Source organism: Saprospiraceae bacterium (assembly GCA_016715965.1).
Taxonomy (GTDB): Bacteria; Bacteroidota; Bacteroidia; order Chitinophagales; family Saprospiraceae; genus Vicinibacter.
This window is the reverse complement of record JADJXG010000001.1, coordinates 966,586-992,500: the sequence shown is the minus strand read 5'-3', so window position 1 is coordinate 992,500 and position 25,915 is coordinate 966,586. Positions and strand designations below refer to the sequence as shown.

The 25,915-nt window shown below is 38.9% G+C and carries 22 protein-coding genes and 2 rRNA genes (1 of these 24 cut by a window edge); 6 read left to right on the top strand and 18 right to left on the bottom strand.

Features of this window, described 5'->3' with window-relative positions; translation table 11 throughout:
- The 5 genes from IPM48_03545 to IPM48_03525 all read left to right on the top strand — a co-directional run.
- Positions 1–672, top strand: a 23S ribosomal RNA gene (locus IPM48_03545); it begins 2,219 nt to the left of the window's first position.
- A gap of 69 nt (positions 673–741) precedes the next feature.
- A 5S ribosomal RNA gene (gene rrf / locus IPM48_03540) occupies positions 742–851 on the top strand.
- A 528-nt stretch (positions 852–1,379) separates the two neighbouring features.
- Complete coding sequence (locus IPM48_03535) at positions 1,380–2,873, top strand: hypothetical protein (protein ID MBK9270647.1); 1,494 nt, start codon at positions 1,380–1,382, stop codon at positions 2,871–2,873.
- 96 nt (positions 2,874–2,969) lie between these two features.
- The gene (locus IPM48_03530; GenBank protein MBK9270646.1) at positions 2,970–3,413 is read left to right on the top strand and encodes a sigma-70 family RNA polymerase sigma factor; all 444 of its coding nucleotides are present in this window, start codon (positions 2,970–2,972) and stop codon (positions 3,411–3,413) included.
- 15 nt (positions 3,414–3,428) lie between these two features.
- Positions 3,429–4,814, top strand: coding sequence for a hypothetical protein (locus tag IPM48_03525; GenBank protein ID MBK9270645.1), 1,386 nt, complete (start codon positions 3,429–3,431; stop codon positions 4,812–4,814).
- A 49-nt stretch (positions 4,815–4,863) separates the two neighbouring features.
- On the opposite strand, the gene IPM48_03520 is transcribed toward IPM48_03525, so the two are convergent.
- The 13 genes from IPM48_03520 to IPM48_03460 form a co-directional block, all read right to left on the bottom strand.
- Positions 4,864–5,481, bottom strand: a complete 618-nt coding sequence (locus IPM48_03520; GenBank protein MBK9270644.1) for a hypothetical protein — start codon at positions 5,479–5,481, stop codon at positions 4,864–4,866.
- 18 nt (positions 5,482–5,499) lie between these two features.
- Positions 5,500–6,906, bottom strand: coding sequence for a hypothetical protein (locus IPM48_03515; GenBank protein ID MBK9270643.1), 1,407 nt, complete (start codon positions 6,904–6,906; stop codon positions 5,500–5,502).
- Between the two features lie 25 nt (positions 6,907–6,931).
- Positions 6,932–7,552, bottom strand: a complete 621-nt coding sequence (locus IPM48_03510) for a YceI family protein (GenBank protein ID MBK9270642.1) — start codon at positions 7,550–7,552, stop codon at positions 6,932–6,934.
- A gap of 439 nt (positions 7,553–7,991) precedes the next feature.
- Positions 7,992–8,609 carry a CoA pyrophosphatase gene (locus tag IPM48_03505; GenBank protein MBK9270641.1) on the bottom strand — a complete coding sequence of 206 codons (618 nt, stop codon included), beginning with the start codon at positions 8,607–8,609 and terminating at the stop codon, positions 7,992–7,994.
- A 37-nt stretch (positions 8,610–8,646) separates the two neighbouring features.
- Positions 8,647–9,438: a uroporphyrinogen-III synthase gene (locus IPM48_03500; GenBank protein MBK9270640.1), complete on the bottom strand. Its 792-nt coding sequence runs from the start codon at positions 9,436–9,438 to the stop codon at positions 8,647–8,649.
- A 27-nt stretch (positions 9,439–9,465) separates the two neighbouring features.
- Positions 9,466–10,365 carry a DUF4271 domain-containing protein gene (locus IPM48_03495; GenBank protein MBK9270639.1) on the bottom strand — a complete coding sequence of 300 codons (900 nt, stop codon included), beginning with the start codon at positions 10,363–10,365 and terminating at the stop codon, positions 9,466–9,468.
- Position 10,366: 1 nt separating this feature from the next.
- A complete protein-coding gene (locus IPM48_03490) occupies positions 10,367–11,056 on the bottom strand; it encodes a response regulator transcription factor (GenBank protein ID MBK9270638.1) in 690 nt (229 codons plus the stop codon).
- Positions 11,056–12,339 carry a HAMP domain-containing histidine kinase gene (locus IPM48_03485; protein MBK9270637.1) on the bottom strand — a complete coding sequence of 428 codons (1,284 nt, stop codon included), beginning with the start codon at positions 12,337–12,339 and terminating at the stop codon, positions 11,056–11,058. The genes IPM48_03490 and IPM48_03485 overlap by 1 nt, the downstream gene beginning before the upstream one ends.
- Positions 12,340–12,437: 98 nt before the next feature.
- Positions 12,438–13,304: a hypothetical protein gene (locus IPM48_03480; protein MBK9270636.1), complete on the bottom strand. Its 867-nt coding sequence runs from the start codon at positions 13,302–13,304 to the stop codon at positions 12,438–12,440.
- Between the two features lie 50 nt (positions 13,305–13,354).
- Positions 13,355–13,774 (bottom strand): hypothetical protein, encoded by a 420-nt coding sequence (locus tag IPM48_03475; protein MBK9270635.1) that lies wholly within the window; start codon positions 13,772–13,774, stop codon positions 13,355–13,357.
- Between the two features lie 32 nt (positions 13,775–13,806).
- Positions 13,807–14,187 (bottom strand): hypothetical protein, encoded by a 381-nt coding sequence (locus IPM48_03470; GenBank protein MBK9270634.1) that lies wholly within the window; start codon positions 14,185–14,187, stop codon positions 13,807–13,809.
- 114 nt (positions 14,188–14,301) lie between these two features.
- Positions 14,302–15,621 (bottom strand): hypothetical protein, encoded by a 1,320-nt coding sequence (locus tag IPM48_03465; GenBank protein MBK9270633.1) that lies wholly within the window; start codon positions 15,619–15,621, stop codon positions 14,302–14,304.
- Between the two features lie 156 nt (positions 15,622–15,777).
- Entirely contained in the window at positions 15,778–16,596 is an 819-nt protein-coding gene (locus tag IPM48_03460; protein MBK9270632.1) for an inositol monophosphatase, read from the bottom strand.
- A gap of 64 nt (positions 16,597–16,660) precedes the next feature.
- On the opposite strand from IPM48_03460, the gene IPM48_03455 reads away from it, so the two are divergent.
- Complete coding sequence (locus IPM48_03455) at positions 16,661–17,074, top strand: OsmC family protein (GenBank protein ID MBK9270631.1); 414 nt, start codon at positions 16,661–16,663, stop codon at positions 17,072–17,074.
- Between the two features lie 342 nt (positions 17,075–17,416).
- On the opposite strand, the gene IPM48_03450 is transcribed toward IPM48_03455, so the two are convergent.
- From IPM48_03450 to IPM48_03430, 5 genes are all read right to left on the bottom strand, one after another.
- Positions 17,417–18,748, bottom strand: a complete 1,332-nt coding sequence (locus IPM48_03450; GenBank protein ID MBK9270630.1) for a T9SS type A sorting domain-containing protein — start codon at positions 18,746–18,748, stop codon at positions 17,417–17,419.
- Between the two features lie 200 nt (positions 18,749–18,948).
- Positions 18,949–20,505 (bottom strand): T9SS type A sorting domain-containing protein, encoded by a 1,557-nt coding sequence (locus tag IPM48_03445; GenBank protein ID MBK9270629.1) that lies wholly within the window; start codon positions 20,503–20,505, stop codon positions 18,949–18,951.
- Positions 20,502–23,606 (bottom strand): T9SS type A sorting domain-containing protein, encoded by a 3,105-nt coding sequence (locus tag IPM48_03440; protein ID MBK9270628.1) that lies wholly within the window; start codon positions 23,604–23,606, stop codon positions 20,502–20,504. The genes IPM48_03445 and IPM48_03440 overlap by 4 nt, the downstream gene beginning before the upstream one ends.
- Positions 23,607–24,349: 743 nt before the next feature.
- Complete coding sequence (locus IPM48_03435) at positions 24,350–25,597, bottom strand: glucose-1-phosphate thymidylyltransferase (protein ID MBK9270627.1); 1,248 nt, start codon at positions 25,595–25,597, stop codon at positions 24,350–24,352.
- A gap of 29 nt (positions 25,598–25,626) precedes the next feature.
- Positions 25,627–25,887 (bottom strand): type B 50S ribosomal protein L31, encoded by a 261-nt coding sequence (locus IPM48_03430; protein ID MBK9270626.1) that lies wholly within the window; start codon positions 25,885–25,887, stop codon positions 25,627–25,629.
- Between the last annotated feature and the right edge of the window lie 28 nt (positions 25,888–25,915).

The window sequence follows — 25,915 nt, the reverse complement described above, 5'->3', positions numbered from 1 at the left end:
GCAATGCGGGAGACAGTGTGTGGTGGGTAGTTTGACTGGGGTGGTCGCCTCCTAAAGAGTAACGGAGGCTTGCAAAGGTACACTCAGCATGGTTGGTAATCATGCGCAGAGCGTATTAGTATAAGTGTGCTTGACTGAGAGATCGACGGATCGATCAGGGACGAAAGTCGGCTAAAGTGATCCGGTGGTTCCGCATGGAAGGGCCATCGCTCAAAGGATAAAAGGTACGCCGGGGATAACAGGCTGATCTCCCCCAAGAGCTCATATCGACGGGGAGGTTTGGCACCTCGATGTCGGTTCGTCACATCCTGGGGCTGGAGAAGGTCCCAAGGGTTCGGCTGTTCGCCGATTAAAGTGGCACGTGAACTGGGTTCAGAACGTCGCAAGACAGTTCGGTCTCTATCTGTGGTGGGCGTTGTAACATTGAAGGGAGCTGACTCTAGTACGAGAGGACCGAGTCGGACGTACCGCTAGTGTATCTGTTGTGCCGCCAGGTGCAGCGCAGAGTAGCTATGTACGGACTAGATAAGCGCTGAAAGCATCTAAGCGCGAAGCTATCCTTAAGATGAGTGTTACATGGGGTCGTAGAAGACGACTACGTTGATAGGCTACAGGTGTAAGCGCAGTAATGCGTTCAGCTGAGTAGTACTAATTACCCCTAAGCTTCCTTTTTTTTCATACTCCAGACACATTTTCTCAACCAACCTTTTTAAAAATTAATCACACCGCGTGATAAAAGTTTTAGGTGACTTTAGCGCAGGGGTTCCACCTCTTCCCATTCCGAACAGAGAAGTTAAGCCCTGCTGCGCCGATGGTACTGGTTTTTCCGGGAGAGTAGGTCGTTGCCGTTTTTTTTTACTATTCATAAGCCTTGGCCCTTTTCGGCGCAAGGCTTTTTTTATTTTATAATTCCATTTAATTTATTGATTCTTCCTGGATTCACGCCAAGCCGTGATAAAATCTTGTTTGGGGGAATTGCAAGGCTGTTGTCATTTTTATACAATTCATATGCCCTGGCCCTTTTCAGCGCAAGGCTTTTTAATTTTTTTACCTCCGTATCTAAACTGTTTTTCCTGGTGCTACATCAAAGCGTAGGAAAATCCGGCTTGTGGACCATTTGCAACATTGAGGCATTTTATTCTTTTATTCGTAAGCCTTGGCTATTAACAGATAAAAGGATTTTTATTTATTATTTAGTTTATTTCCAAATATTATAGTGTAATTGGCAGATTAGACTCCCAAAGGATGCAGCCTGGATAGACCAATTTGGTCAATCTTTAAATTTATTATTATTTTTTGGAGCATTTTATAGGTTCGAGAATATTTAGATAAGAATCAACTCCAACAAAAAGCAATTCTACCAGAAAAAAAATTAAGCCATGAAATCTTTAAATCTATTTCTGATAATAGCTCTAGTCCTCTTTTCTTGCCACAAGGATAAGATCTCAATTGATATTCATGAAGAAGATCCTTCTCCAAAAAAGATTGGAGCTGTAAATATTGAAGGAACTATCAAAAACATAGACGGGGTCCTTCTCCCCAATGTGCTAATAACAGCTTTTCAAAACAATCGGAAAGCCGGGTCGGTTTGGACAAACCAATTTGGGTATTATAGTACTAAGAGCATTCCATTGGATCCGGAACAAGCAGTTACGCTTGAATTTAACAAAGAAGAATATGATTTAAAATATAGACGATTTTCTGAGGCAAAAAGAGAAAAAATTACTGCGAATCTTCTGATGGGTAATGCAGAAACACCCGATGTCAAAGAAGAACCGGTCATCTGGCAGAATCCATCTGACACTGGGTATGTTAAATTGTGGGGATACGCGAAACTAAGCAATGGAACTCCAGTCCGGGGAGTCAAGTTTACAGCACTTTGGGAATTTCGAGTGTTTACAAGCCTATTGTGGGGGAAAGGACCTGTTCATGACTATTCTGATGAAAACGGTTATTTTGAATTGTTGGTACCTAAAGATCGGGATATTTATCTAAATTCATATTACCAGAGATTTTCCAATGATATATTTGAGCAATGCATCATAGAATTTCAAAATATTGTACCAAATGAGTTGGATAGATGGAGGTATAATTTTTTGGGTCAATTTGATAACGATCATGAAGTGCCTCTCAGAAATGATATTGAAATTGACCTTATAATGATTACATTTAAAGGTAAAGCTCAATTTTGCGATGGAACTCCAGTTCAAAAAGGTATTTTATATGGAGCTATTGGAATTAGGATGGGGAATGATACAAACGGTGGGCTTTTCCCACATTTTGTTTTTACTGATTCTAATTTTAATTTTGGTCCAAATGGAGAGTTTGAGTTTTATCTGGAAGGCTGCCGCAAACCCAATTTGAATTATGGATTTTATATTCGAATACGCACCCTAGATTATGAAGGTGAATTGAGGAAATTCGAATTAAACAGTGCCAATGGAATTTTGGATGTTAAGCTTTGTTATGATTTAATTGATTATCCCGATGAACTTTATTATAAACTGGGCAATGATCCAATCAGATATCTTAGATCTGGAGGAGATAATCCATATTCTGGCTTGGATCATCTAACCACTGGATTTGACACTTTAATTGGAGATTATAAGGAGACGATTTACTTTGCTGTTGAAAATTTTAAATTGGGGGAGCAGGCTATTAATAACTTACAACTTTGGAAGAGTTCAAAAGATCCAAATTTTAATAGTTGGGTGGTGTTTGAAATAACGTTTATCACCAAGCCGGAAGATGTAATTCTAACTATAACAGGAATTAATGGGAGATATGTAGAAGGAAACATTATCGGTAGTGTTGCAACCATTAACCAGGGTATATTGCCCTTGGAGATTTATTTCAACATATACAACAAGTAGATCTGCTTGAATACAGGTATATCTGATATTATTGATAAATGCAAGAAGGGTCACCGTGATTCTCAGAAGCAATTGTATTTTTTGACAATTGAAAGATTGAAAAAAACGCTCTCCAGATACTGTAAAAATAGTGTTGATGCCAAAGATATTATTCAATCTACATATTTAAAAATTTTTGAAAATATACATTTGTATAATAGCTCTCTGGGTGATTTTGAAGCCTGGTCCAATAGAATTTTGATAAATGAATATTTTCAACTTCTTAAAAAGAAAAAGCGCAATTTTTATTTTGAAGAGACGAGTTTAGAAGAATTGGAAACAATACAGTTCAATTGGTCACATTTTAAAATTGAGGAGGTCAAAAAGGTAATCAACAAATTAAGTGAAAAACACGCTGTATTATTGAATTTACATTTTTTTGATGAGTTGAGTTATTCTGAATTATCCAAATTATTAAACATACGGGAATCCAGCGTAAGGAGTAATATCTGCAGAGCGCGAAAAGCATTTGAAAAAGAATGGTGTCAATTTAATAAATAATTAAATGAACAAATTATGAGTTCGGAAAGACAACTAAATGAACAAGATAAATTTGAGTATAATTGGGATGACCAAGAAGTATGGAAAAATATTTCTTTAGCTTTAGACAAAAAGAAAAGGAGAAGAAGATTTTTTATTTTTTTTTATTTATCTATTTTTACCATTCTACTTAGTTCAATTTTCTTCGTAAGCAAGTTAGATAAAGAAAGGGCGATAATTCATCCATTGAATTATGCGCAAAGTGAAGAACAATTTTCTCAAATGAGTGGAGAAGGAGAAAGTATTAGCCTTAGAAAAGAAAATGTACCTCAAAATATTTTTGGAAAAAATATTGTTTTCAACAATCTTAAGAATTTAGAACAAATGGGATTTGAAAGTGAGATTGGAGAAAAATTCACAAATAGGCGGAACATTGATTTTTTATTGCAAGAACAAGTACAAAAATCAAATTTAGAAGAAGGAATTGGAATCAATCATTTAAAGGTTGTAAAGGAGAGCGATTCATTCAATTTAGAACAATTAGAATTCAACAAGCTTGATTCGGAAATTATAAACGCACTGAATGTTGAAAGTTTGGAGAATTCAGAATCCTTGTTACCCCTTGTGGACACTCTCAATTCTGATACTTTCGGCAAGCAAATTGATCATTCAGTTACCAATAATCATGGGTTTAAAAAAGCGTTATGCATACAATTTATAAATGCGTGTGGGGTCGGTTGGAGAAATGATCAGTTTGACCCTGCTATAAATTGGCAAGCACTTAGGCATGGTCAAGAGAAATATCTTTATTCAACCGCACATGGAGTTGCCGTTTCCAGAATTTTTAAATCAAATTTCTTTATGACTAGTGGAATTGAAATTCAAAGATTTATTTCTAATTTGAAAGGTTCTAATGTATCGACAAGCAGAGTTAACATTTATAGTGATTCAGCAAGAGTTCAAAATATTAATGGAATTGATTATTACTATGGAGGCACAATCGAAAAAACAATTCATTCGACAGAGAATTTTAATGTGTTCAACAAATACACTTATTTTTTAATTCCAATTAAGTTTGGATATTTTGTATCAAAAAATAGCACAGGGATTTCCATTGATCTAGGTACTTCATTTTTAATGGGTGGGCAACTAAGTGGATACACCATCGATACCGATAATAAGATCAAACCATTTTCGTCTATAAATTCTCCAGTTGAAATTAACAAATTTAAATGGACCAACTTGTTTTCGAGTGTAAATTTTAGTAGAAGACTTAGTACTGATTTGGATTTATCTCTTGGAATTCAGTTTCAATTGGGAATTCAACCAATGGCAATGCAAAGAGTAAATTTAGAAAAATTATTTTCATTTAGTTATTATAATATTTTTTTTTCATCAGGTTTGATTTATAGAATAAAATAAAAAGTATAGGAAAATATTGTGGTTTCTGAAAGTAATACTCTTTTACAGGTCACCTAATCTCCAGCAAAAAGTCAAAATGAAACGCAACACCATCATCTACTTTCACCATTCCAAACATGAGGTCAGACGGATAAATCTGATATTCTTTCATGCTCATCAAATGATTTCCCTGCAAACGGTATTTTTTGTCTGATATTTTAAAGGCAAACGCTGGCACATTTTGTATGAGGGCTTTTTCCCGTATGATCACCAAAGTACTAATTTCAATTTGATGCCAGGTGTAAGGAAAAATATATTTTGGTGTTCCTGTTTCTTTTATACCCAATAGGTGAATGTAAATGTTTGGATATTTATTGGATTCCAGACTTTTCTTAATGTTGAAATTGTACAATCTGTTTTTACAATCCAAATTCGTGGTATTGATGGCAAATTGGGTCGTCTTAAAAATGCAGGTGTTTTCTTTTTGTTCTATGGAAAATTCGAAAGTGGATTTGGTCGGCTGACAATGACAAGTGTACTGATTGAGATTCGTTTTTCCCCTTAAAGACAATTTACTTTCCGGCAGAATGTGAATCCAGCCGGAAAGCAAATTGTTATTTTTAGAAGAGACACCTAAATCTTTGTTGGAATTCAAAATACCCAACAAAATCACAAGGGTCCATATCATACCAACACAAGAATGTAATTAAAATCCGACAGCAGCCTGTAAGACGAAGCCGCTAAATTTACCATTGTTTTCATGGTTAAAAGCTGAAAAATCATTGTAAGTTTGAGTTACATATTCTGCTTTAATCATTAGATAATCCAATGGGAACCATCCTGCAGAAACAGCTATCCTGTCAATGCTTACATCTGATTGACCAAAAATTGGTCTTCCACTTGCAGATACATATCTGCCTCCCACAAAACACTGCTCATTGGCCAAAAATCTGTAGACCAGTTCAGCTCCAATTTGGCTCCAATTGCGATTTGCATCACCCGGCTCAAACCAACTTCTACCGCTGGCAGATTCGTAAGTAAAAAATCCTTCAATACCTTTGTATTTAAGAAAAGCATTGGCCATAAATGTGCTGACTTTGCTATTAAAAACCGGGAGATATCTTCCGGAATCTTTGTTGTTTCTGTAAGTACTTTGGCCAATTCCTACATCAATGCCATCTACACGAATGGTAGAACGGTTTTGTTCCATCACCATAAAATAATGGGAACCTGCTCTGTCACCATAATACAGAGTTTGATTGGGGCTTCCGGCATTGTGATAGGCTGATAATGAAAGTCGATATCTAAAATCGTTCGTCGTATTGTCGTAGGCAATTTTACCGAGAAATGCGGGTTTGGTCTCTGTCTTATCAAAGGTAAAAGGAGCTGGTTTGGCCTGGGAATTGTCAATATTACCATGAAGGGTACCTCCTGTCATACCAGCCATCAACATAAGGCCTTTCATTGGAAAAGCATAAAGCTCTCCACCGATTTCAGTGGTGAATGCATCCAAAATATAATTCTCTACAAATGGATTGAACATGGAGTTTCCACCATCGGTTCTTCTGAACTGCATGTCGCCAAAATTGGGTTGGAAATGTCCTAATTTCAAACGAAGATATTTGCTAAACCATTCAGGATTACCAAACATCGGCAATTTGTCCAACTGTATATAACCGCCTTTCACCCAAAATTCATTGTGGTGTCTGGAAGACATATAGGATTCAACACTGACCCTTATACCATCAGCCAATTGGGCGTCAATGTATAAATTAGCCATGGCGGTATTAAAGCCCCTCAAAGTCGCTTCTGTGGAATCGGTTGCCGAGGTTCCATACAACAGGTTTTTGTTGATTGGATTGGTTTGACTTTCCGGAACATATACCGGCGTGTTGGAGTGGGTTAAACTTTGCAATTCCTGACTAAAGCCAGCTCCAATTCTCAATTTCAAACCGGTAAATTCTGGTTGTTCATCTGTTTTAGAAGGTTCAAAAACATTGATGCCATTTTTGTTCCATGACCTGAAGTATTGAAGGTCGGAATTCTGTGAATGAACGGTTCCTGCCAATAAAAGGCATAGTCCTGTAGACGCAAGGATTTTCATTTTTTTCATAAAGTAGAAATTTTTTGTTTGAAGATTAATTTGATTTACTCATGACGATTTTAAAATCCACCACCACTTCATTTCCAGTGGTAAGTGCATTTAAAAGTGCTTTGGGTGGCTCAATCTGATAATCTCTCATGTATACCTTTTTCTTACCCGAGAAAGTAATCTGTCCGTTGGAATTATTTTGGGTTAATATGACCAGATCTTCCGTCCTGCTGACACCCGCAATGGTCAACATGCCGGTTGCAGTGAGGATTTGATCTTGATTGGAAGGAATCATATTTTTGATCTCTTTCAATTCGAATTGGATCAATGGCGCACTTTGGCTCTTGAGGGCACTGTACACTTTTTCATCCATGGTTTTGCTCTTTCTCTCACTTTTGATTTTCAACACCGGTATTTCAAACTTGAAGTGGTTGATTTTTTTAAGTTGATTGGATTCTATATGGAAATTACCACTGCCTTTTGTGCTTTCGACATTCAAAATCCAATCGTGTACATTGGAGGTACCAAACAGTTGAATTTTGTGCTCAACGATAGAATAGGAACTTTGAGCCAATAGGTCCAGAGGACCGAAAGAAATAAAACCACCAAAAAGTAGGACAAAAAGGGAGATTTTTGGAAAACGGAAAATCATCAATTGTTTATCCATAAAATCTATTTATGGGCAAATGTATGGTTTCATTTCGAATTGCAAATTTTTTTGTTTTGAAAATGGTCAGTCTTCCATATTTAATTTCAAGAGATGGATGAGAAGGGTTCAGGAGATTGGCATGTAAATTATAATAATTGTAATCCATATAATTATATATTGTAAAATATTATATATAAATATCTTCCATCCATATTTAAGAAATAAAAACGACCCCTCCTCAGCTACTTAAAATTTTGTTGGGCCAATGGAATTATATCCGGGTGTAAATTGTAGGGGTTTGGGTTAATACATTGATTCCTTCCAATTGAAAAGAATTCATCCCGGCTTTGTCGTTGAGGGTGGTCAAACCCGCGAATTTGGGTGAGATCCGACATTTTTTTTCAAAACCTATTACAAAAGCATTGATCTTGGGGCAAGTGCCATTATGGATTGCTTTCTATTTGCTGACCTGAGTCATCACTTGTCTGAATTCACTCAAAATCATTGCTGTTGCGCCCCAGACCCAGGTTCCTTCAAGTTCAAAACCGGCTACCTTCAAAGCAGGAGAATAACTGGTCTTTAAGGTGCGGTGAGAGAATAATTCGGATTGAACCATGTGCGTGACAGGACATCGAAAGATGTCTTTCACCTCGCTCTCCTGTAGCTTGAACTCCAGCTCTTCTTCGCACCAGCCAATAAATGGACTGACCAGGTATTTACTGACCGGGATATAAATGGGTGATAAAGCACCCACCAAATAGATTTTATCAGAAGGAATGCCTATTTCTTCCTGGGTTTCTCTAAGAGCTGTAAAGGCGGGATTGGGATCCGAAATTTCTTTTTTACCACCTGGAAGACCTATCTGATCCGTATGTGGATCTGAAGGGTGACTTTGTCTTTTGATGAGTGGAAAAAATCCCCGATTCCCCGATCCCATCAATAGGATCATCACAGAAGCCTGGTTGTGCTCAGAAGGCATGGGTTCTCTCAATAGATGGGGCAGCGGTGCCACTTCCTGATGGGCTTCGTATCCGGGCAAAGGCTCTGTCAGCCGGTAGCCAAGGTCTTCTATCAATTTTGGAGACAACACTTCATTCAAACAGCGCTGACTGCTACTTGTTTGATTGCTTTAAATACGCCTGAAGAGCCATGGTCATAGAAGGATTTTCCGGGGTGGGTGCTTTGATGTCACAAATTAATCCTGCATCTTCGATCGCTTTTGCGGTGCTGTTGCCAAATGCAGCGATTCTGGTCGGCCCCTGTTCAAAATCCGGAAAATTGTCAAAAAGGGATTTAATGTCCAGCTGGCTGAAAAAAACCAAAATATCGTATTTAATGTCCTTCAGATCTGATAAATCCGCACTTACCGTACGGTACATTACGCTCTCGTAAAATTTGATTTTGGTGGTTTTAAGAAATTCAGCCCCATCGTTTTTGCCCGTATCAGAGCAAGGCAATAGAAAAGTGCCGGCATCCTTGTGCTTGTTGAAATAATTGGACAAATCAGAAATGTTTCTGGTGCCGTGGAAAACCTTTCTTTTGCGATAGATGATAAACTTTTGAAGATAATTGGCGATCGCCTCCGTACCACAAAAGTATTTGGTCAATTCCGAAATTCTAGACCGCATCATTTCACAAACCCTGAAATAGTGGTCCACCGAATTTTTACTGGTAAAAATAACACAGGGGAAATCTTCCGGTCTGATGCGCTGTCTTCGAAATTCTTTTTCAGGAAGCGGATCCACTTGAATGAAACTTCTCCAATCCACCTGAATTTTGTATTTTTCTTCAAGGTCGAAATAAGGGGATCTCTCCGGCTTTGGTTGGGAAATAAGAATGGAATTGACCTTCCTTATTCTCTGAGCGTCTTCCTGATGTGCAATGGTCGTCGTTTGTTTTGGCATTTACGGCGGCATTTTGTTGCCTGACCTTCAGCTTGTTCTACGAATGATCTCATACAACAGCAAGAAGGGGGCGATTTCGAAGGTGCAAAGGTACAACAAAAAATGAACAATAGAATTTCGCCATAAGTTAGCCGCCAACAATACTTCTTTTGCCTGTCTGAAAAGGTAAGCCAACACAAACAAGCCAAATACCCAAAATATTAGCTTTTCTGTAAATTCTTCTTTTGCAAAACTGAGCACAAAATCCAAAGGAATCAACAGTAAACTAAAAAGACATCCAAAACTGACAATGTTGAATAAATACCTTTCGGTCTCTTTCTGTATCCCAAAAACCCATCCAAGCAATTTTAAGCTAAGGTGTCTTATTACATAAATAGATGTTATAAAAAATGTTATATATACCAAAAAATAATAATGTATGGGTCCTATGAGTAAATTATAGGACAAAAAGATAAACACACTCAGGCCTGCAAAATACAAGCCGTACAGGATAAATGTGATCAATCGGGAATCCTCGCGGCTCTCCCGAAACATCACACTGGCCAGATTCAGGTTAAAATTGCTTTGGTAAAGCTTGTTGACGTAACTGCGGTTGAGATTGAGCGCGATGGCCAATAAGAAAGTCAGAAAAAGCAACAACCAGAAAAGAAAATTTTTGACTTCAGAGGGGTTTGCCGGGGTATCGCCCACCCTTTTCAGGATGGCGCTAATGCTGCTTAATCCCACCGGCTGATCTGATGTCGCAAAAGAGGGTCTAAGCTCGAAGGGATTGAATGATACAGAATCCAATGAGACCGAATCAGACTGGATCCTTGGCTGATCGCTAGAATTCCTTAGCTCAAAAGGATTGGACGGCTGGCAATAAGCTTCTTGCCCTTTCCCTGTCACAAGGCCCAGAAGAATGGCAAAAAGCCTGATAATATGCATTTTAAGGACAAATAAATTTAAATCCTATTCCGTGAATATTGTCAATTTTAATAGCAGGATCTTCACTGAGGTATTTGCGAAGTCTGGAAATAAAGACATCAAGGCTTCGTCCCATAAAATAATCATCTTCGCCCCAAAGGTTTTCGAGTATCACAGACCTCTTGATCACCTTGTTTTTGTGTTTGACAAGGAAGTCCAGCAATTCACTTTCACGCTGGGTGAGAACCCTTACATTGTTTTCTTTGATCAATTGGTATTCGAGTGGGAGATACCGGTAGGCCCCTATGATGATTTCCTGTTCTTGGGATGGGGCTTCAAAAACCCTGCTTCTTCGCAAGAATATTTCTATTTTAAGGATGAGTTCCTCGATGCTGAAGGGTTTTGTCAGATAATCGTCTCCCCCCAGTTTTAACCCATGGATTCGATCCTCTTTGAGAGATTTGGCGGTAAGAAACAAGATAGGGATTTGTTGGTCTCTCTTTCGAATGTTTTCTGCGAGTGTAAAGCCATCCATTTCCGGCAGCATCACATCAAAAATACACAGATCAAACTTATCTTTCTTATAGGTCTCAAAAGCGTCGGCTCCATTGACACAGTGATGTACCTCATAACCTTGGAGCTCGAGGTGATCTTTGGTAATAAAGCTAAGGGTTTCATCATCCTCAGCGTACAACAATTTGGCTTTTTTCATTAAATGTCTGTTTTGCAGTTTATAAAAACGCTGGTTCCTTCTCCATAAATACTGTGCAAATTAAGGTCAAATCCATGAGCTTCGCAAATTCTTTTTACATAGTACAGCCCAATGCCAAATCCTTTGACATTGTGGACATCGCCCGTGGACACTCTGTAAAACTTCTGGAAAAGCTTATCCTGATCCTCGGGAGGTATCCCTACTCCCTTGTCCCTGATTTCGATTTCCAGTGTTTGTGCATCCGTATTTCGGGTAAATATACTGATTTCAGGTATTTTCTTACTATATTTGACGGCATTATCCATCAAATTTGAAATAATATTGGTAAAATGAAATTTATCCACCTTGATTTTATCATTTTTAGCGTCCAAATGAATCTCCAGACTTCCTCCTTCATCACCCAGGCGGAAAGCGTATTGGGAACTAATCTGTCGAATTAAATCATTGACCCCAACCAGCTCTTTTTTTAGTTGAAAGGTGGAGGATTCCATTTTAGCAATTTGGAGTACTTTCTCTACCTGGTCATTGAGCCTCAGATTTTGATCTCTGATGATTTTGGCGTATTGACTCAATCTCTTGTCTTCTTCTATTAAAGGATGGTGCGAAATGACATCTGAAGCAATTTTGATCGAAGAAATCGGGGTCTTAAATTCGTGGGTCATATTGTTGATAAAATCCCGCATGAGTTCAGAATATCTCTTTTGTCTCAAAATCACAAAAATGGCCAAGGTAAAAATCAGACACGCGATAAAAACCAAGGCAGAAGACAATACAAGCGGCTTCATTTCCTTGAGTAGCAAGGCTTCTTTTTCAGGAAAGCGGACCACAAAATAATAGGTCTGTTTTTTCTTTACCTTTTTAACCTTCTTTTTTTTGCTGGCCAAAGGGGCCTCATTTTCTTTGGTGCTGATGCAACATTCGCTGATGATCAATTCGTTGGTATTGCAATCATAGATGCCGTATTCAAAAATGGTGCTGATGCCTTGTTTGTCTAGCTCAGTTTCTAAGTAATAAACCAGAATGGTCTGATCAATGGGCGAATTGACATTGACTTCATAAACATGAGAGGAATCTCTTTTGATCAGATCTTTATCCGGTAATTTTACTTCGTTGTATTTGGCAATTTCATTGGCTGTATTGCGAAGGGCGATGCTGACGGATCGGTGAAATTCTGCTTCTTCCTTGTTGTAATTTTTAAAAATGTACAAACCCTGAGTGATAAACACTCCCAGGATCAACAGGAAACCAAGGAAAACAAGAATTTTAATTTTAAACGATGACATGCTTGTCTTTCAGGAAGAAGTCAAATATACGACGGTATAGGATTATTATTCTACTGCGACAACAGATAACAAGGATAACAATCGAAGGTTGAGTCCTTTTATTGCTCCAAAGTCATCTTTTTAGGTTTCACCAAGGTAAAGACCCTGCTGATGTTAAATCCAAACCGGATGTCTCCTTTGGTCCAATCTCCCACCGTCTCAGCGATAAATCCTTTTTCCACCATCGAAGTGGAATTGGTGAAATGAAGCTGAAAAACATGTCCACCAGTTTCAATGTCGAAACCAATGCTGAAGGAATGATTAAAATTTGGATCAATTTGATCGGGTAAAACATAAATAAATTCTGCATTCAAGGCGATTCTCTTGCTTAGTTTTTGTCTCACAGCTGCAGCAATGGAATACACGTCATTCTTAATTGATTTGGTTGCCACCAAATTGCGGTGCACAAGAGATGGAGTAATTTGCGCAGAAAATCCTTCGGAAAATTTTCTAGCCAACAACAATTGAAAATGGTAATAAAGTCTTGATGAAAAATGATTGTCTCGGTTTGGGTCGGGCCAGGCATTGGTTTTTATGGCTGTGCCGGCAACAAAACTGGCAGATAGGGGCATCTGTTTTTTGCCGGAAGATTGTCTTAGAAATCGGTATTTGATATAGCCATCATACGTTTTTTCAAAATTGGATCGACCAATACCAATTTGAATATTTTTGCTAAGTCCGTAGTCGAATCCCAATCTCATGGTCGCCTGATCCAGACCAAAGAATTCAGAAACGCCAGTGTTCAAGAAGCCAAATCTGTGCAATATTTTAAAATCCAAAACTCCTGCGTGGGTATTTTCGATCGAATGCAGATTGATAATTCGGTTGGTTTTAAAAATAGCCTGGGCATATTCTGTGGTTTCTTCGTCACCGAGCAGGGCCAGTAATCCGTCGTCAGTTTGAGATTTGCACAAGCATACATGCATACTACCAATGAGGAAGAAAAGGAATTTTCGAAAGCAATGCATAGTTTGTATTATTTTTGGACGATGACACACCGTGTAAGCACCACATCCATTAGTTTTCCGGTGCACACACATTTTAAAGTAAGTACATCACCCACCGGAAATCTGGAATACGTTTTACCTGGTTCATTTTCAAATTCGCAAATGATTCCGGCATCAGCCACTCCGGAACTTAATTGCACTCCTGTGACGACATTTTTTTGTAGCAGAGTCCCCATAATTGCGCCGGTCACCTCGACCGTTTTGTTTAAATATTTTTGATCAGCCACTGTTTCGTCTGCATTGTATTCTGCAAATAAATTTTCCGCCGTTATCACCAGATCAGTCGATTTGGATTCAGTTTTTGATACGGGTTTGTTGTAAAGGTAGTAAGCGATTCCGCCAGCCACAAACATCAAAGCCAGGGCAGCCATCAGAATTTTCTTGATCATCGTTTTGTTTTTAATGATTTACTGTATTAATATCAATTGTCTTTGGCACCTTCTTCGATCCAGACCTGGATGGTCTGGATTAGATGGGCGGATAGTTTTGCAGCTCCATTGGGCATCGCCACAAAACCTTGTTCGTGTTTGATACTCCCCAACAGCTCTCCGTTGTTGACATAAAAGAGGGTGGCGTTGTATCCCTCCAAAACGACATTTCCCAAGGCTGCGGTTTTGGAATGACAGACGAAACAGTTGTTTTGAAGAATGGGAACGACCTGCTGGGCATAAGATACATCGGTGACAGGGCCTGAATCAGGAGGATACAATTCTTCTTCGTTGTCGTAGTAACAGCCTACAAAACCTGCCAGCAAAAACAAGATAAAAAGTATTTTAAACCTGGAAATTATTTTTTGAATCATCGGGAAGGATTTTGATCTGTAGTCTGGTGCTTGTATTTGGAAACTTTGATTTGATCTCATTGACCACCCTATACAACAGCAATTTTTAAAGTTGGTTAGACTCCAAACGCAATTTTAATCGCAACCCATGTCAAATTTGGAAAGAGGATCGTTGTTGGGAAAACACAGACCCGACAAAACCTTCTCCGGTTTATACCTCAACAGATTGGGATCTCTTAATCCATTCGTCAGAAAGCGGGTTAAATGGTCCACCTCTTGTGGACTTAGATTCAGAGGATGGAGAAAAGGATGCAATTTTTCTTTGGGGACCCGTGGATTTTCAGGAATTCCTTTGTTGAAGTATTCGACCACATCCCTCAAAGTCTCCTTGCTTCCCCCGTGGAAATAGGGACCGGCATCGCCTAAATTGTACAATTGGGGGGTTCTGAATTTGAAGAGGTCTTCATCTTTCAGGGTAAAACCGCCTCTACCACGGTTTCTGGCATCGTTGATGGATGTTTTCAGACCTCCGTGCTCGAAGATATCATCCACCCCAAGGGCAGCAAAAGTCATAGACCCCAGGTTTTTTTCAAAATGACAAGACACGCAATTGGCTTTGCCAAAAAATAATTTGGCACCTTCCTTTTCTTCCGGAGACATGGCAGAGCGATCACCTTTGAGCCATCGCTGAAAAGGAGCCTGATCGGTGGTGATGGATCTCAGGTAAGCCGAAATGGCAAAACTGGCGGCCTTCCGGCTGTATCGGGTTGAATCATCCCAGTCAGGAAATGCTTTATCGAAAAGTTCTTTGTAGCCGGCATCTTCTACTATTTTTTTATTAAACATCATACGGTGCACAATGAGTCCTTCGATGTTCTGTCCTTCAAGGGCACCCAGTCTTTCGTGGTTGCGTGCGGTGCCGGGATCTGTTTTACCCCAGACTGCTTCTGTACCTACATTTTTGTGATCAGCACCAAAAGACCCGTTCCACATGGTATTTTCCACGAAAGCTACATTGATGGTAGCCAGAGGTCGGGCACCTTGTGCATCGATGCTGTCTGGTACATAAATTGGATGTTTTACCCGTTTTTCGCCTTTTAGACCAAAGCCGTAACCTCCATCGGCGATTCCCTGCATTCTACCTGGTCTGAAACCGGATTCTACGACGTGGCAGGAGGAGCATGTAAAAGTGTGCAACAGACTTGGATGTTTCGCTTCATTGGCAAAAGCGGGTTCAAAAAACAACAAATTTCCGAGGGCTATTTTTTCAGCGGTGAGCGGATTTAATGGAGATTGGGGAATTTTGTCGTATTCTTTGGAGGAGGGCAGAATAAAATTTTCCGGATTTCGAATGATTTGTAAGAGCTCCTGGTCAAGGGAATCGAATCCTTCATGCCTGCAAGATAGGATCAAAATAAAGAAAAAGGAAAACCAGCCGATCACAATAGTTTTCATATCAGGATAAAAGTTTGCTTAGTCAGGCAAAGTTAGGCTGTTTTAGGATGCATTTGTTTGGATGGAATAATGGCAATATATAACACACTGATAAAAAACACAATAAACTTTTAGAAATGACTAAAATCATCTTTTGAAGAAAAAAAATGATTTTTATCATCCAATCAATAATGTATTGATTTCGCGGTGGATGGTAGGATTGGCGGCTATGATGTGTCCGCTAAAACAAGGTTCTTCCTCTCCGTAAAGTCCGGTGACAATTCCTCCAGCCTCTCTGACGAGGATGATTCCTGCGCAAATATCCCATGCGTTGATAGCGCCCTCATAATACGCATCAAAGCGACCACAGGCTGTAAAAGCCAGATCGATGGCTGCAGAACCAAGTCTTCGGACACCCCTGCAGATGAGGATCATCTTTTTGAGGGTAAGCAACAGTTCTTCAATATGGTTCCTTTTGTATGGAAATCCAGTTGCTATAACGGCCTCTTTCATTTCAGTGGTTGTGCTTACATAAATTCTTTTCCCGTTGAGCCAGGCTCCGCCACCCTGCCAGGCGTAAAAGCATTCGTCTGCCATGATGTGATAGATGACGCCTGCCACAGGGATTCCGTTTTTTAGCAAACCAATGCTCACCGCAAATACCGGAATCTTGTGGATAAAATTGGTTGTGCCGTCCAAGGGATCAATGACCCAGGTCCAGGTTTTCGTTTGGTTTTGATCGATGGTAGCCTCTTCAGTGATGAATCCAGCATCCTCAATCAGCAGCGAGAGTCCTTGGGTGATCATTTTTTCTGCATTCTGATCTACGTAGCTGACCAAGCTGTTTTCTTCTTTGGTTTCGATATGGGATTCCAACAATTGATCCAACTCTTGTCGAATGTAGATTCCAGCTTGTTTTGCAATCTCAATGATTTTTGGAGTGATCACATTTAAATCAATGCTGTTTGTGTCGGCGAATTGTTTTTCCTGAGGCATCCTATTTAAACCATCCATCTGTGGGGAATGTTTGTCCATTCTAAACAAATAAAAATAAATACAGATGATCAGAACAGCAAAAGCCCAATGGGAGGGATCCGGAAAAGAAGGACATGGCAATTTAACTACACAAAGTACAGTGCTCAACCACACCCAATATTCTTTCAGTTCCAGATTTGAATCAGGCATTGGTACCAACCCTGAGGAACTGATCGCAGCAGCACACGCCGGATGCTTCAGCATGAAATTGAGTTTTATTTTGGGAGAGGCTGGATTTGTCCCTGAACTTTTAGAAACGGAATGTCAAATCAAATTTGCGGATGGTAAGATCGTCCAATCGCATTTGATTTTAAAAGCGAAGGTTCCGGGAATTTCACAAGAAAAATTTGAAGAATGCGCTCAGAATGCTAAAGTCAATTGCCCAATTTCAAAATCATTGAATACGGAAATATCATTGGAATCTGAGTTGGTGGGGTAGTTAATAGTTTTGAGTTTTAAGTTTTAAGTTTTGTCCCCAACAGCTCGCCCCCACCAGATTGCCCCCAACTAAGTTGGCGGGTAGTTGGTGGGAAGTTGGTGGATGAGTTGGGGAGACTAAGACGCAAACTAAGACTAAGACTTTTAGGATTTTGCGAGATACTTGGTCACAAAATTTGGTATCACGAAGATGATGAAACCTTTGTGTCTTTAAATGATACAGGAAGATTAACCACTAAGATCTGTTATTGGGCAAAAAAGTTAGTTAAACCAAAATATGCTATAATAAAGAAATGGAGAGGCTTATAAAGCATCTCCATTGAATTCAAAATAAAAATGACCATCATTTCTTGACTATAAGTTTTGATCTGAGAATACTTCCATTTTGCAGAGTACAAATAGCGATGTATGTACCAGGATTGAAATTTCTCAACTTAATATTTAAGGATGGAGTGGCATTGATTTTTTGATGATAGACCAATTGACCCAAGAGATCTATTATTTGCACGGATTTGATATTCTGATCTCCAGCATCCAAGCTAACTTCATCTGATGCAGGATTGGGGTAAACTGACAAATACCGATGGGTCGGGATTTCATAAACAGACACTGCCAGATTGGGGTCACAAACAGGTGCGACACCGAGGCGGTAATTGGGAAATGATGGAAGAAATCCACCATGAGTTTGAGGGAGTTCAAGCTGATTTTGCCGAAAATCACAGGCCAATCCTTTTTCATCTGGTTTATTGATGACATGAAGAAATTTCATACTGTTGCGGCAGTTGATGTAAATCTTGCAGTCAGGACCTAATTGCATTCTGCCAATCATGTGACTAAAAATATTTTGGTAGCGGAATCCATTCCAATGAGCGATGTGGACCTCGCTAGCATTGATGTCATTAGCCTCCAGGTCGTATTGGTAAAGATCCCAATAGGTGCCTACATACAGAAATCTCCCTGAAGGAGAAAAACATGCACCTCCATCTAGTAACATACTGTCTACCACATGTATTCTTTTATAATTACTTAACAGTCCTGAATTACGATCGAAATCAAAAAGAAATATTCCATCCAAATATGGCGAATAGATCATCATTTTTTTTCCATCATTTGGTGAAAACATTGTTTGACCTCCTAAGCCAAAATCTGAATGAGTAGTATCACCAATGGTTTGAGAACCTATATAATTGATACCAATTCGGTCAATTAAAAATCTATCATAGACATTTGATACAAATTTTTTCACGATAATCCAATAGCTTGAATTATCCGAATGTTTGACGACAGCCATGGCCGCCAATGTAGTACTATCTTTAATAATTGGTACATTTTTACTGATAACTTTTCCCAGTCCATTGTTGTACCTTAGATCAATGATTGAATATCTGATTGCATCTATCCAGAATTTTAATTCTGGAAAATCCTGAATGACTCCGCTTGCGTGAAGAAGATAGTACCTCATTGAATCCCCTGGGTCAGGAATAAACACCGCACCTTGTTCTCCGACCGGATATCTACCTGCTGGACAATTTTCTCTATGAACTTGACCAGGGTTTATTTGCTGGCCATTCTCCATATGCTCGAAAGCTGAATTGTTAATTTGACATCCATTTGAATACGATTTTAATTTTCCATCAATATCACTGATGCATGCATTAGTATAACCAAAGTCCATATTGAGACTATCATAAACAATTGCGCTATTTCCAAATTGGATTATTAGGCAAGGAGTACCATATGAATCCAGCACCCAATTGTAGTCAAATTTTGGAACTAAATTTTGACAAAAAATTGAATTTGTAAGAATATAAAAATTAATAAATAAAAGGAGAGACTTTATAAGCCTCTCCTTTGGAAAATAAAACTTAATTTCTTTCATCGATTTACGATTAGTTTTGATCTAAGCAATGTACCGTCCACCAGTGTGCAGACTACTATGTATGTACCAGGATTGAAAGTTCCCAACTCTAATTTTATAGATGGAGTGGGATTGATTTTTTGATGATATGCCATATGACCTAAGAGATCTAATATTTGTACAGATTTGATAATCTGATCTCCAGCATCCAAGCTAACTTCATCTGATGCAGGATTTGGGTAAACTGACAAATACCGATGGGTCGGGATTTCATAAACAGACACTGCCAGATTGGGGTCACAAACAGGTGCTACACCGAGGCGGTAGTTGGGAAAGTAGGGAATTGTACCGCTATGTGTCTGGGGTAACTCTAACTGATTTTGATGAAAATCACAGGCCAATCCTTTTTCATCTGGTTTATTAATGACATGGAGATATTTCATACTGTTGCGGCAGTTGACATAAATCTTACAGTCAGGACCTAATTGCATTCTGCCTATCATGTGACTAAAAATATTTTGATAGCGGAATCCATCCCAGTGAGCAATATGGACCTCACTGGCCTTGATGTCATTGGCTTCCAGGTCGTATTGATACAGATCCCAATAAGTTCCAACATATAAAAATCTGCCTGTAGGTGAAAAGCAGGCGCCTCCATCAAGCATCAAGCTGTCAATGACTGGAATACTTCGATAATTGCTTAGTAAACCTGTGCTGCGATCGAAATCAAATAAACTAATATTGTCTAAATAGACAGAATATCTGATAAATTTTTCACCATTAGGGGAAAAAATACAAACGCCAAGAGGAAAGTCTTTTATAGAAGAAGTGTCTCCGAGATTATTTTGTTTACCTATAACTGAAATACCATTTGAATTAAGTAACATTCTATAATAAGCATTTTCATAAGCAACTTTTGATAAAACCCAAAAATCTTTATTATTAATATGTTTTACAACTGCCATTTCAGCACAAATCGAACTGTCATTGATAATAGAATTGTTTTTTAAAATAACTTTACCTAAACCATTATTATATTTTAAATCAACAATCGAATAACTAATAGCATCAACCCAAGTCTTTAAAATTGGAAAATCCTGAATGGCAATTGAGGCATGAAGTAGATAATATCTCATCGAATCCCCCGGGTCAGGAATAAATACCGCACCTTGTTCTCCGACAGGATACCTGTTGTAATCAGGATGAGTACAATTTTCACGATAAATTTGACCTGGATTTATTTGGTCTCCATTTTCCATAATATCATACTTCTGATTGTTAATAAAACAACCATTGGTATATACAGCTAATCTTCCGAAAAAATCAGAAATCATTGAATTCGTATATCTAAATCTTAATTCTTTTTTTACAGAGTCAATTCTCAAATGACCAGAATCAAAAGTTTTATTAAAATCCATCACCATAATATTCTGGGTATAATCAGACATGAGCCAAATGTAATCGTGTTTTGGAATTTGTGCAGTTGCCAAGACAGCTGATATCCAGAGTCCTGTTGAAAGAAGGAGAGGCTTGACAAGCCTCTCCTTTGGAAAATAAAACTTAATTTCTTTCATCGATTTACGATTAGTTTTGATCTAAGCACCGTTCCGTCAATTAGTGTACATACTACCATGTAGGTGCCAAGGGTTAATTGATCTGTTTGAGAAGAGACATAATTTGCGCCTCCTCCTTTTTGTTCAAAGATCAGTTGACCCATTGTACTAATAAATTGAATAGAATAGATGGGTTGACCGGATGCTTCAATAAATATAAAAGATGAAGTTGGATTGGGTGTTAAAGTCAATCCTAACGGCATGATTGGAGTTTTTAAAGCCTGAATGGTACTGTCATAACAATGCCTGTCGTCAAAAACTTCTGTATAACCCAAGGTGTGAAGCAATCCACGTGCCTTCAGGGTGGAGTAACCGCCTTCTTCAGGGCATAAAAAAGCAATGTCCAATAAATCATTTTCATCTTCGCTGTCCAAATGGAGCAGCGTATCACTGAGCATGGTGGTAATCATTAAACCATTGACCCACTTGAGCTGTGCCGCTATTGTACTATTGGTACTTATTTCAGAATTGTCAACCAGTATTTCTTCAAGTTGTCCAATATACCACTCGTTCTTGACTTCAACCAATGAATCAATTTCTGCCTGGATGATGGCCATTTCATCCAATAATTCCACCACAATACTTGTATCCCATTTAAACCAGGTCTCCTCCAATAAATCTTTGATTTGGAAGATTAAGCTATCATGGTTCTGGTGCAATGAATCAATTTGGATTTGGTCGGCATCTTCTGAAGATGCTGCCAATGCATTTAATCTGATGTCGATCTCTGCCAACTTGCCGATTTCAGAAGAGGCCATGGCGCTGATAAAATTCCGTAAGGTCTGACTCAATCCTGAGCAATCTGCTTCCGTAAGTAGTTTATAGACCTGGTACCTATCCAACCAACGCATCTCATTTTGATAGGCGGTATAACTTACAGAATTATTGGTCAATGGAATCAATTCCTCTGCATAATCACAAATATCCGGACCAAATCCGGCACCTGCTCCACCATTGGGACATAATGATTCACAAGCATAAGAAGTATTTTGATCTGGTATATTATCAAACCAATCTCCCTGTGCTTCCCAATCGGGTAGAAAGCAGGCCATTTCCTGCTCGTCCACTGTAAACTGAGAAAATTCAACAATTGATGGATCACTATTATCATTTAGCGCATCTTTTATAGAAGACCCTGGCCAGCAGTTGCCCTGGTGCATCAGTGTAGTACTGAGACCTAGCCTGCCGTTGGATTCAACCCGCAAGCCATAGATTCCACCGATTTCATTTCCTCTAAAAGCAGACATGGCATTGCTTCCTGACACATTGAATCCCCTACGGCCTCCATCTGAAAGATTGCAGTTAAAGTTGGCATTGGCCATCACAACCTGGTACCCATATAGATCTTTATTGGTGGAGGAAGGTCCAGCTGCTGTATTACAGCTAAGGTTGGATCTATTTCCCGACAGATGAAAACCAAATCCATGGGAGCGAGTAGTATTGGCCAATGTACTGGTATTGTTGTATAAGGAGGATGGGGCTCCGGGAGTGGTTCTGAATCCAAATATTCCTCCTTGTACAGTCATCTGGTTGTTTCTTATAAGAGAAAACGATGCAGGATTCTGAATGTAGATACAACCATCATCTATTGTGGAGTTGCCGCTGTTGGTAAAAATGCTGTTTTGAATGGTTTTCAATGCCCCGGGGCAATTATTGAGCTGTATTCCATATATAGTGGATTGGATCGTATCATAATCCATTGTTAGACTGGCGGAAGTATTTAAAGCACTGATTCCGTATGCTACATCTGCAAAAGCTGAATTTAAGACTTTGGTCCTTTGGCCTGCAATCCTAATCCCGGTCAGACAATTTTCAAAGGACGATCTGTTGGAAATTAGAGCAGATTTTGAACCAGTTGGATTAATTAAAAGAATCCCATTTCCTTGCATAAAAGGAGCAAGATGGTGCATAGAATTGAAATGAGTTTGATTGATGTCCACCGTGGAGTTATTAGCCACAATCCCATTGTATAAATTAGAATAAGTTCCCTCGGTTGCCAATATGAAACCACCTGAAGAAACTACACCGGCAAGTCCAATACCATTTATAGGCTGATGGGTTTGTCCGGTAAAAGCTGGCAACCAATTTTCTGCTTCAGATGTAAATGTCACTGTACCCAATTCCACAAAAGTACCTTGTTCATCCCAAACACCATAAGCATTGTTTATAAAAGATGAATTACTTGCTGTGACTTTGGAAGCAGGATTTAGCTTAACTGCAATTTCAGCATCTTTAACTTCACTATCTATAAAACCAAGTTGGCTTCCTTCCTTCACATCGAATCCACGCCACATTTCGGTACAACCAGTAATGGCACAATGGATAAAATCCACATCTGTAAGTGTTGTGATTTTATAACCAGGATCACCTGTTATATAGGACACATCTTGGAATCCACCAATGATTTCCTGAATATCATCTATGATTAATTCTTCAGTAATGTGGATACCCGGAGTAACATTTAAGAATATGGAAATGTCAGGGTCGTTTTTTAAATCAGACCAATTTCCATTAACTCTTACACCTGAAGCGCCCCCGGCACTATACAAGTCTACTCCATTAAAACTGTCATTCACATTACAGCGAATACCAAGTCCCAAAGCAATGTAGGATGAAGGAGGGTTACCTGATCCTGCTGTAGGGTTACCAAAATTCAGATCAAACTGGTATTCAAAATAGGTCAATACATAATCACTGTTTCCCGGATAATAGATTGGAAGAGGATCCAATATATAGTTAAAGGAACCTTGCGATGGTGGATCGTTAAAATAATTGGGAGTTACAGTAATTTCACTTGCATCAATCACGCTCACGTAAGTTGCTCTAAAAAAGTCCAAATCGTACATAATATCATAAGTTGCACCAACGGCAATATGCAGCGGAGAGCCTAAACAAGATCCGTTGTGAACAATCCCATATTTTCTATGCAACTTATCGCAACCGACACGGAGTAAATCATTACTTGCAACACCTGAATGAAAATAAATGGAATGACAACAGGTTTGGGAAAACAATGCTGGCTGAACCGATAACAGTGTTAGCAAGAGAAGAGTAAAGCTCAAGAAAGTTTTTGACAGTCTTGAACCATACTCCAAAGGAATTTTAAGATTAATGAAATTTTTAATTGGATTCCAACTAAATGAATTCAAATTAACTTTAGCACAAAATTTGGGAGAAAAAAATAAATTTTCTATAAAACGAAGTTTTAAAAAATGAACAAATAAATATTACAACTGCTTTGTCAAGCTGCAAGTCAGGCTCAAAATCGAAATAACCATGCTCCTGATTAAATCAGCTTTGATTTGTTCATTGGATTTCGCGAAGTAGCGAAATATTCCAAGGTAGCTAATTAGAATGGAAAATGTCCTTTGAAGAATAGACACTGTTTGAACAGAAAAAGTTGCCAAAAGGGGTAAAAAAACTATAAAATCAGGGAAAACCCTTAGAAAATAAAATCAGGGTATACCCTGATAGTATTTATATAAACTTTTGTATTTTGATAGATTTATGATGGATTTATTTATGATATAATTCATTACATTATAAATAAATGAGATTGATTTGACATTCCAGTTTACAAACCCTACAATGTTATTTTTATAACTGCTATTTCTAAATTTTGAATTCCTCAATAACGCCTTTGGCTCACCAAGTTCCTTGGGGGCAGGCAGAATTTATAACGCTTGCAGCGTTATCTTCGCGGAGTTTATGACGCCTTTGGCGTCACAAGTTTTGCTTAGGCGTCACTGCAATTTTCAAATGGCGCCGAAGCGCCACCTTCGCTTCGCTACGGTTTTCAAATTCTCTAATTTTCTAATTTACTAATTACATTCTTCTTATTCTCCCAAACCCTATAAACAGCTGTTTCTTCAAATATTTGTTGATAGAGATTTTTTTGTTCATTTGTTAAAATCATATTTCTTCGGGACATAACGGTTTGGGCAGTTTGAATGAATGCATCGAATCCAAAAGTACTAAATCCGGTGGCTCCACCCCATGCAAAATCGGGCACAAACTGTCTGGGATATCCTGCACCAAAAACATTGGCTCCAAAACCAACGACGGTACCTGTGTTAAACATGGTGTTGATTCCGCATTTGGCGTGATCGCCCATGATCAATCCGCAAAAAATGGTATTCGTTTTTTCAAAGCGGGAGCTTCTGTAACTCCAAAGTTTGACCTCCTGATACGTATTTTTTAAATTAGAAGAATTGCTGTCGGCGCCGATATTGCACCATTCGCCGATCAAAGAGTTACCCAGATATCCGTCGTGGGCTTTATTGGAATTAGATTGGAAGATCACGTTTTGGATCTCACCCCCCACCTTGCAATATGGTCCGACCGTCGTGTGACCGTAGATTTTAGCACCGAGTTTGACCGTACTGTAATCACATAATCCAAAGGGACCTCTGATCATGCTGCCTTCCATGACCTCTGTCTCTCTACCGATGTAGATCGGACCTGTCAGGCTATTTAAAATGCAGGCTTCTACCTTTGCACCTTCTTCCAGAAAAATCTGATCTCCCAAAATTGTATTACTGGAGCTCGGCATTTGGCTCCTTCGATTTGCAGTCAAAAGTTTAAAATCCTTTTCGATTTCTTCGCCATTTTTTTGAAAGAGCTCCCAAAGATTTTCAATTCTTTGGACGGGGAGAGGATATCTGACTTTTTGTATATCCTGCAGGTTTTGGTGGTCCAAATTTTCCAATAAGCTTCGATCCGGATAGGTATTCTGCAAGTGTAATCCAATCCATGCGCCATTGGTATCTACTACCAGACTTTCTGTGGGAATTCCCATTAAAAATGTTGAGAGGGCTGCATCTGGAAGGATCGAACCATCGACGATCCAATGATCGGGCGATTCAATCTTTAATTTTGGAAAAACTGGAGAAAGCAAAGTAGGGCAGTCGTGCGAAACCGGAATGGAAAGCAATTTTTCCCATTTCTCAGCGATTTTCAGAATACCAATTCTCAAATCAGCAATGGGCCGGCATTGTGTGAGGGGCCAAAGCTGTTTACTTTTATCCGGATGATCAAAAAGGAATAAATGCATGTCGAGGGCTTTGATGAAAGCCGCTCAAATTAGGAGTTTTTGGAAAACTTGCCGAATTTTTTATTGAATTTGTCAATTCTTCCCGCAGTATCCACAAACTTCATCTTACCGGTGAAGAATGGATGCGATTTGCTGGAAATCTCCAGTCGGACCAAAGGATATTCGTTGCCATCTTCCCATTGGATGGTCTCCTTGGTGGCCGTGCAGGATTTGGTCAGGAAGGCTTCGTTGCAGGAAAAATCCTTGAAAACAACGTAGCGGTAGTTGGATGGGTGGATATCTTTTTTCATAAACCTGGTCAAAAAAATGGATCGCAAA

What these genes read in the sequence shown, in the direction of transcription:
- IPM48_03450 (MBK9270630.1), bottom strand. Translation starts at nt 18,748, where the DNA reads ATGGACTTTGGTTATACTAATGCATGCATCAGTGATATTGATGGAAAA.
- IPM48_03435 (MBK9270627.1), bottom strand. Translation starts at nt 25,597, where the DNA reads ATGCATTTATTCCTTTTTGATCATCCGGATAAAAGTAAACAGCTTTGG.
- IPM48_03515 (MBK9270643.1), bottom strand. Translation starts at nt 6,906, where the DNA reads ATGAAAAAAATGAAAATCCTTGCGTCTACAGGACTATGCCTTTTATTG.
- IPM48_03495 (MBK9270639.1), bottom strand. Translation starts at nt 10,365, where the DNA reads ATGCATATTATCAGGCTTTTTGCCATTCTTCTGGGCCTTGTGACAGGG.
- IPM48_03460 (MBK9270632.1), bottom strand. Translation starts at nt 16,596, where the DNA reads ATGCCTCAGGAAAAACAATTCGCCGACACAAACAGCATTGATTTAAAT.
- IPM48_03510 (MBK9270642.1), bottom strand. Translation starts at nt 7,552, where the DNA reads ATGGATAAACAATTGATGATTTTCCGTTTTCCAAAAATCTCCCTTTTT.
- IPM48_03520 (MBK9270644.1), bottom strand. Translation starts at nt 5,481, where the DNA reads ATGATATGGACCCTTGTGATTTTGTTGGGTATTTTGAATTCCAACAAA.
- IPM48_03465 (MBK9270633.1), bottom strand. Translation starts at nt 15,621, where the DNA reads ATGAAAACTATTGTGATCGGCTGGTTTTCCTTTTTCTTTATTTTGATC.
- IPM48_03535 (MBK9270647.1), top strand. Translation starts at nt 1,380, where the DNA reads ATGAAATCTTTAAATCTATTTCTGATAATAGCTCTAGTCCTCTTTTCT.
- IPM48_03470 (MBK9270634.1), bottom strand. Translation starts at nt 14,187, where the DNA reads ATGATTCAAAAAATAATTTCCAGGTTTAAAATACTTTTTATCTTGTTT.
- IPM48_03500 (MBK9270640.1), bottom strand. Translation starts at nt 9,438, where the DNA reads ATGCCAAAACAAACGACGACCATTGCACATCAGGAAGACGCTCAGAGA.
- IPM48_03475 (MBK9270635.1), bottom strand. Translation starts at nt 13,774, where the DNA reads ATGATCAAGAAAATTCTGATGGCTGCCCTGGCTTTGATGTTTGTGGCT.
- IPM48_03490 (MBK9270638.1), bottom strand. Translation starts at nt 11,056, where the DNA reads ATGAAAAAAGCCAAATTGTTGTACGCTGAGGATGATGAAACCCTTAGC.
- IPM48_03480 (MBK9270636.1), bottom strand. Translation starts at nt 13,304, where the DNA reads ATGCATGTATGCTTGTGCAAATCTCAAACTGACGACGGATTACTGGCC.
- IPM48_03485 (MBK9270637.1), bottom strand. Translation starts at nt 12,339, where the DNA reads ATGTCATCGTTTAAAATTAAAATTCTTGTTTTCCTTGGTTTCCTGTTG.
- IPM48_03445 (MBK9270629.1), bottom strand. Translation starts at nt 20,505, where the DNA reads ATGAAAGAAATTAAGTTTTATTTTCCAAAGGAGAGGCTTGTCAAGCCT.
- IPM48_03430 (MBK9270626.1), bottom strand. Translation starts at nt 25,887, where the DNA reads ATGAAAAAAGATATCCACCCATCCAACTACCGCTACGTTGTTTTCAAG.
- IPM48_03455 (MBK9270631.1), top strand. Translation starts at nt 16,661, where the DNA reads ATGATCAGAACAGCAAAAGCCCAATGGGAGGGATCCGGAAAAGAAGGA.
- IPM48_03525 (MBK9270645.1), top strand. Translation starts at nt 3,429, where the DNA reads ATGAGTTCGGAAAGACAACTAAATGAACAAGATAAATTTGAGTATAAT.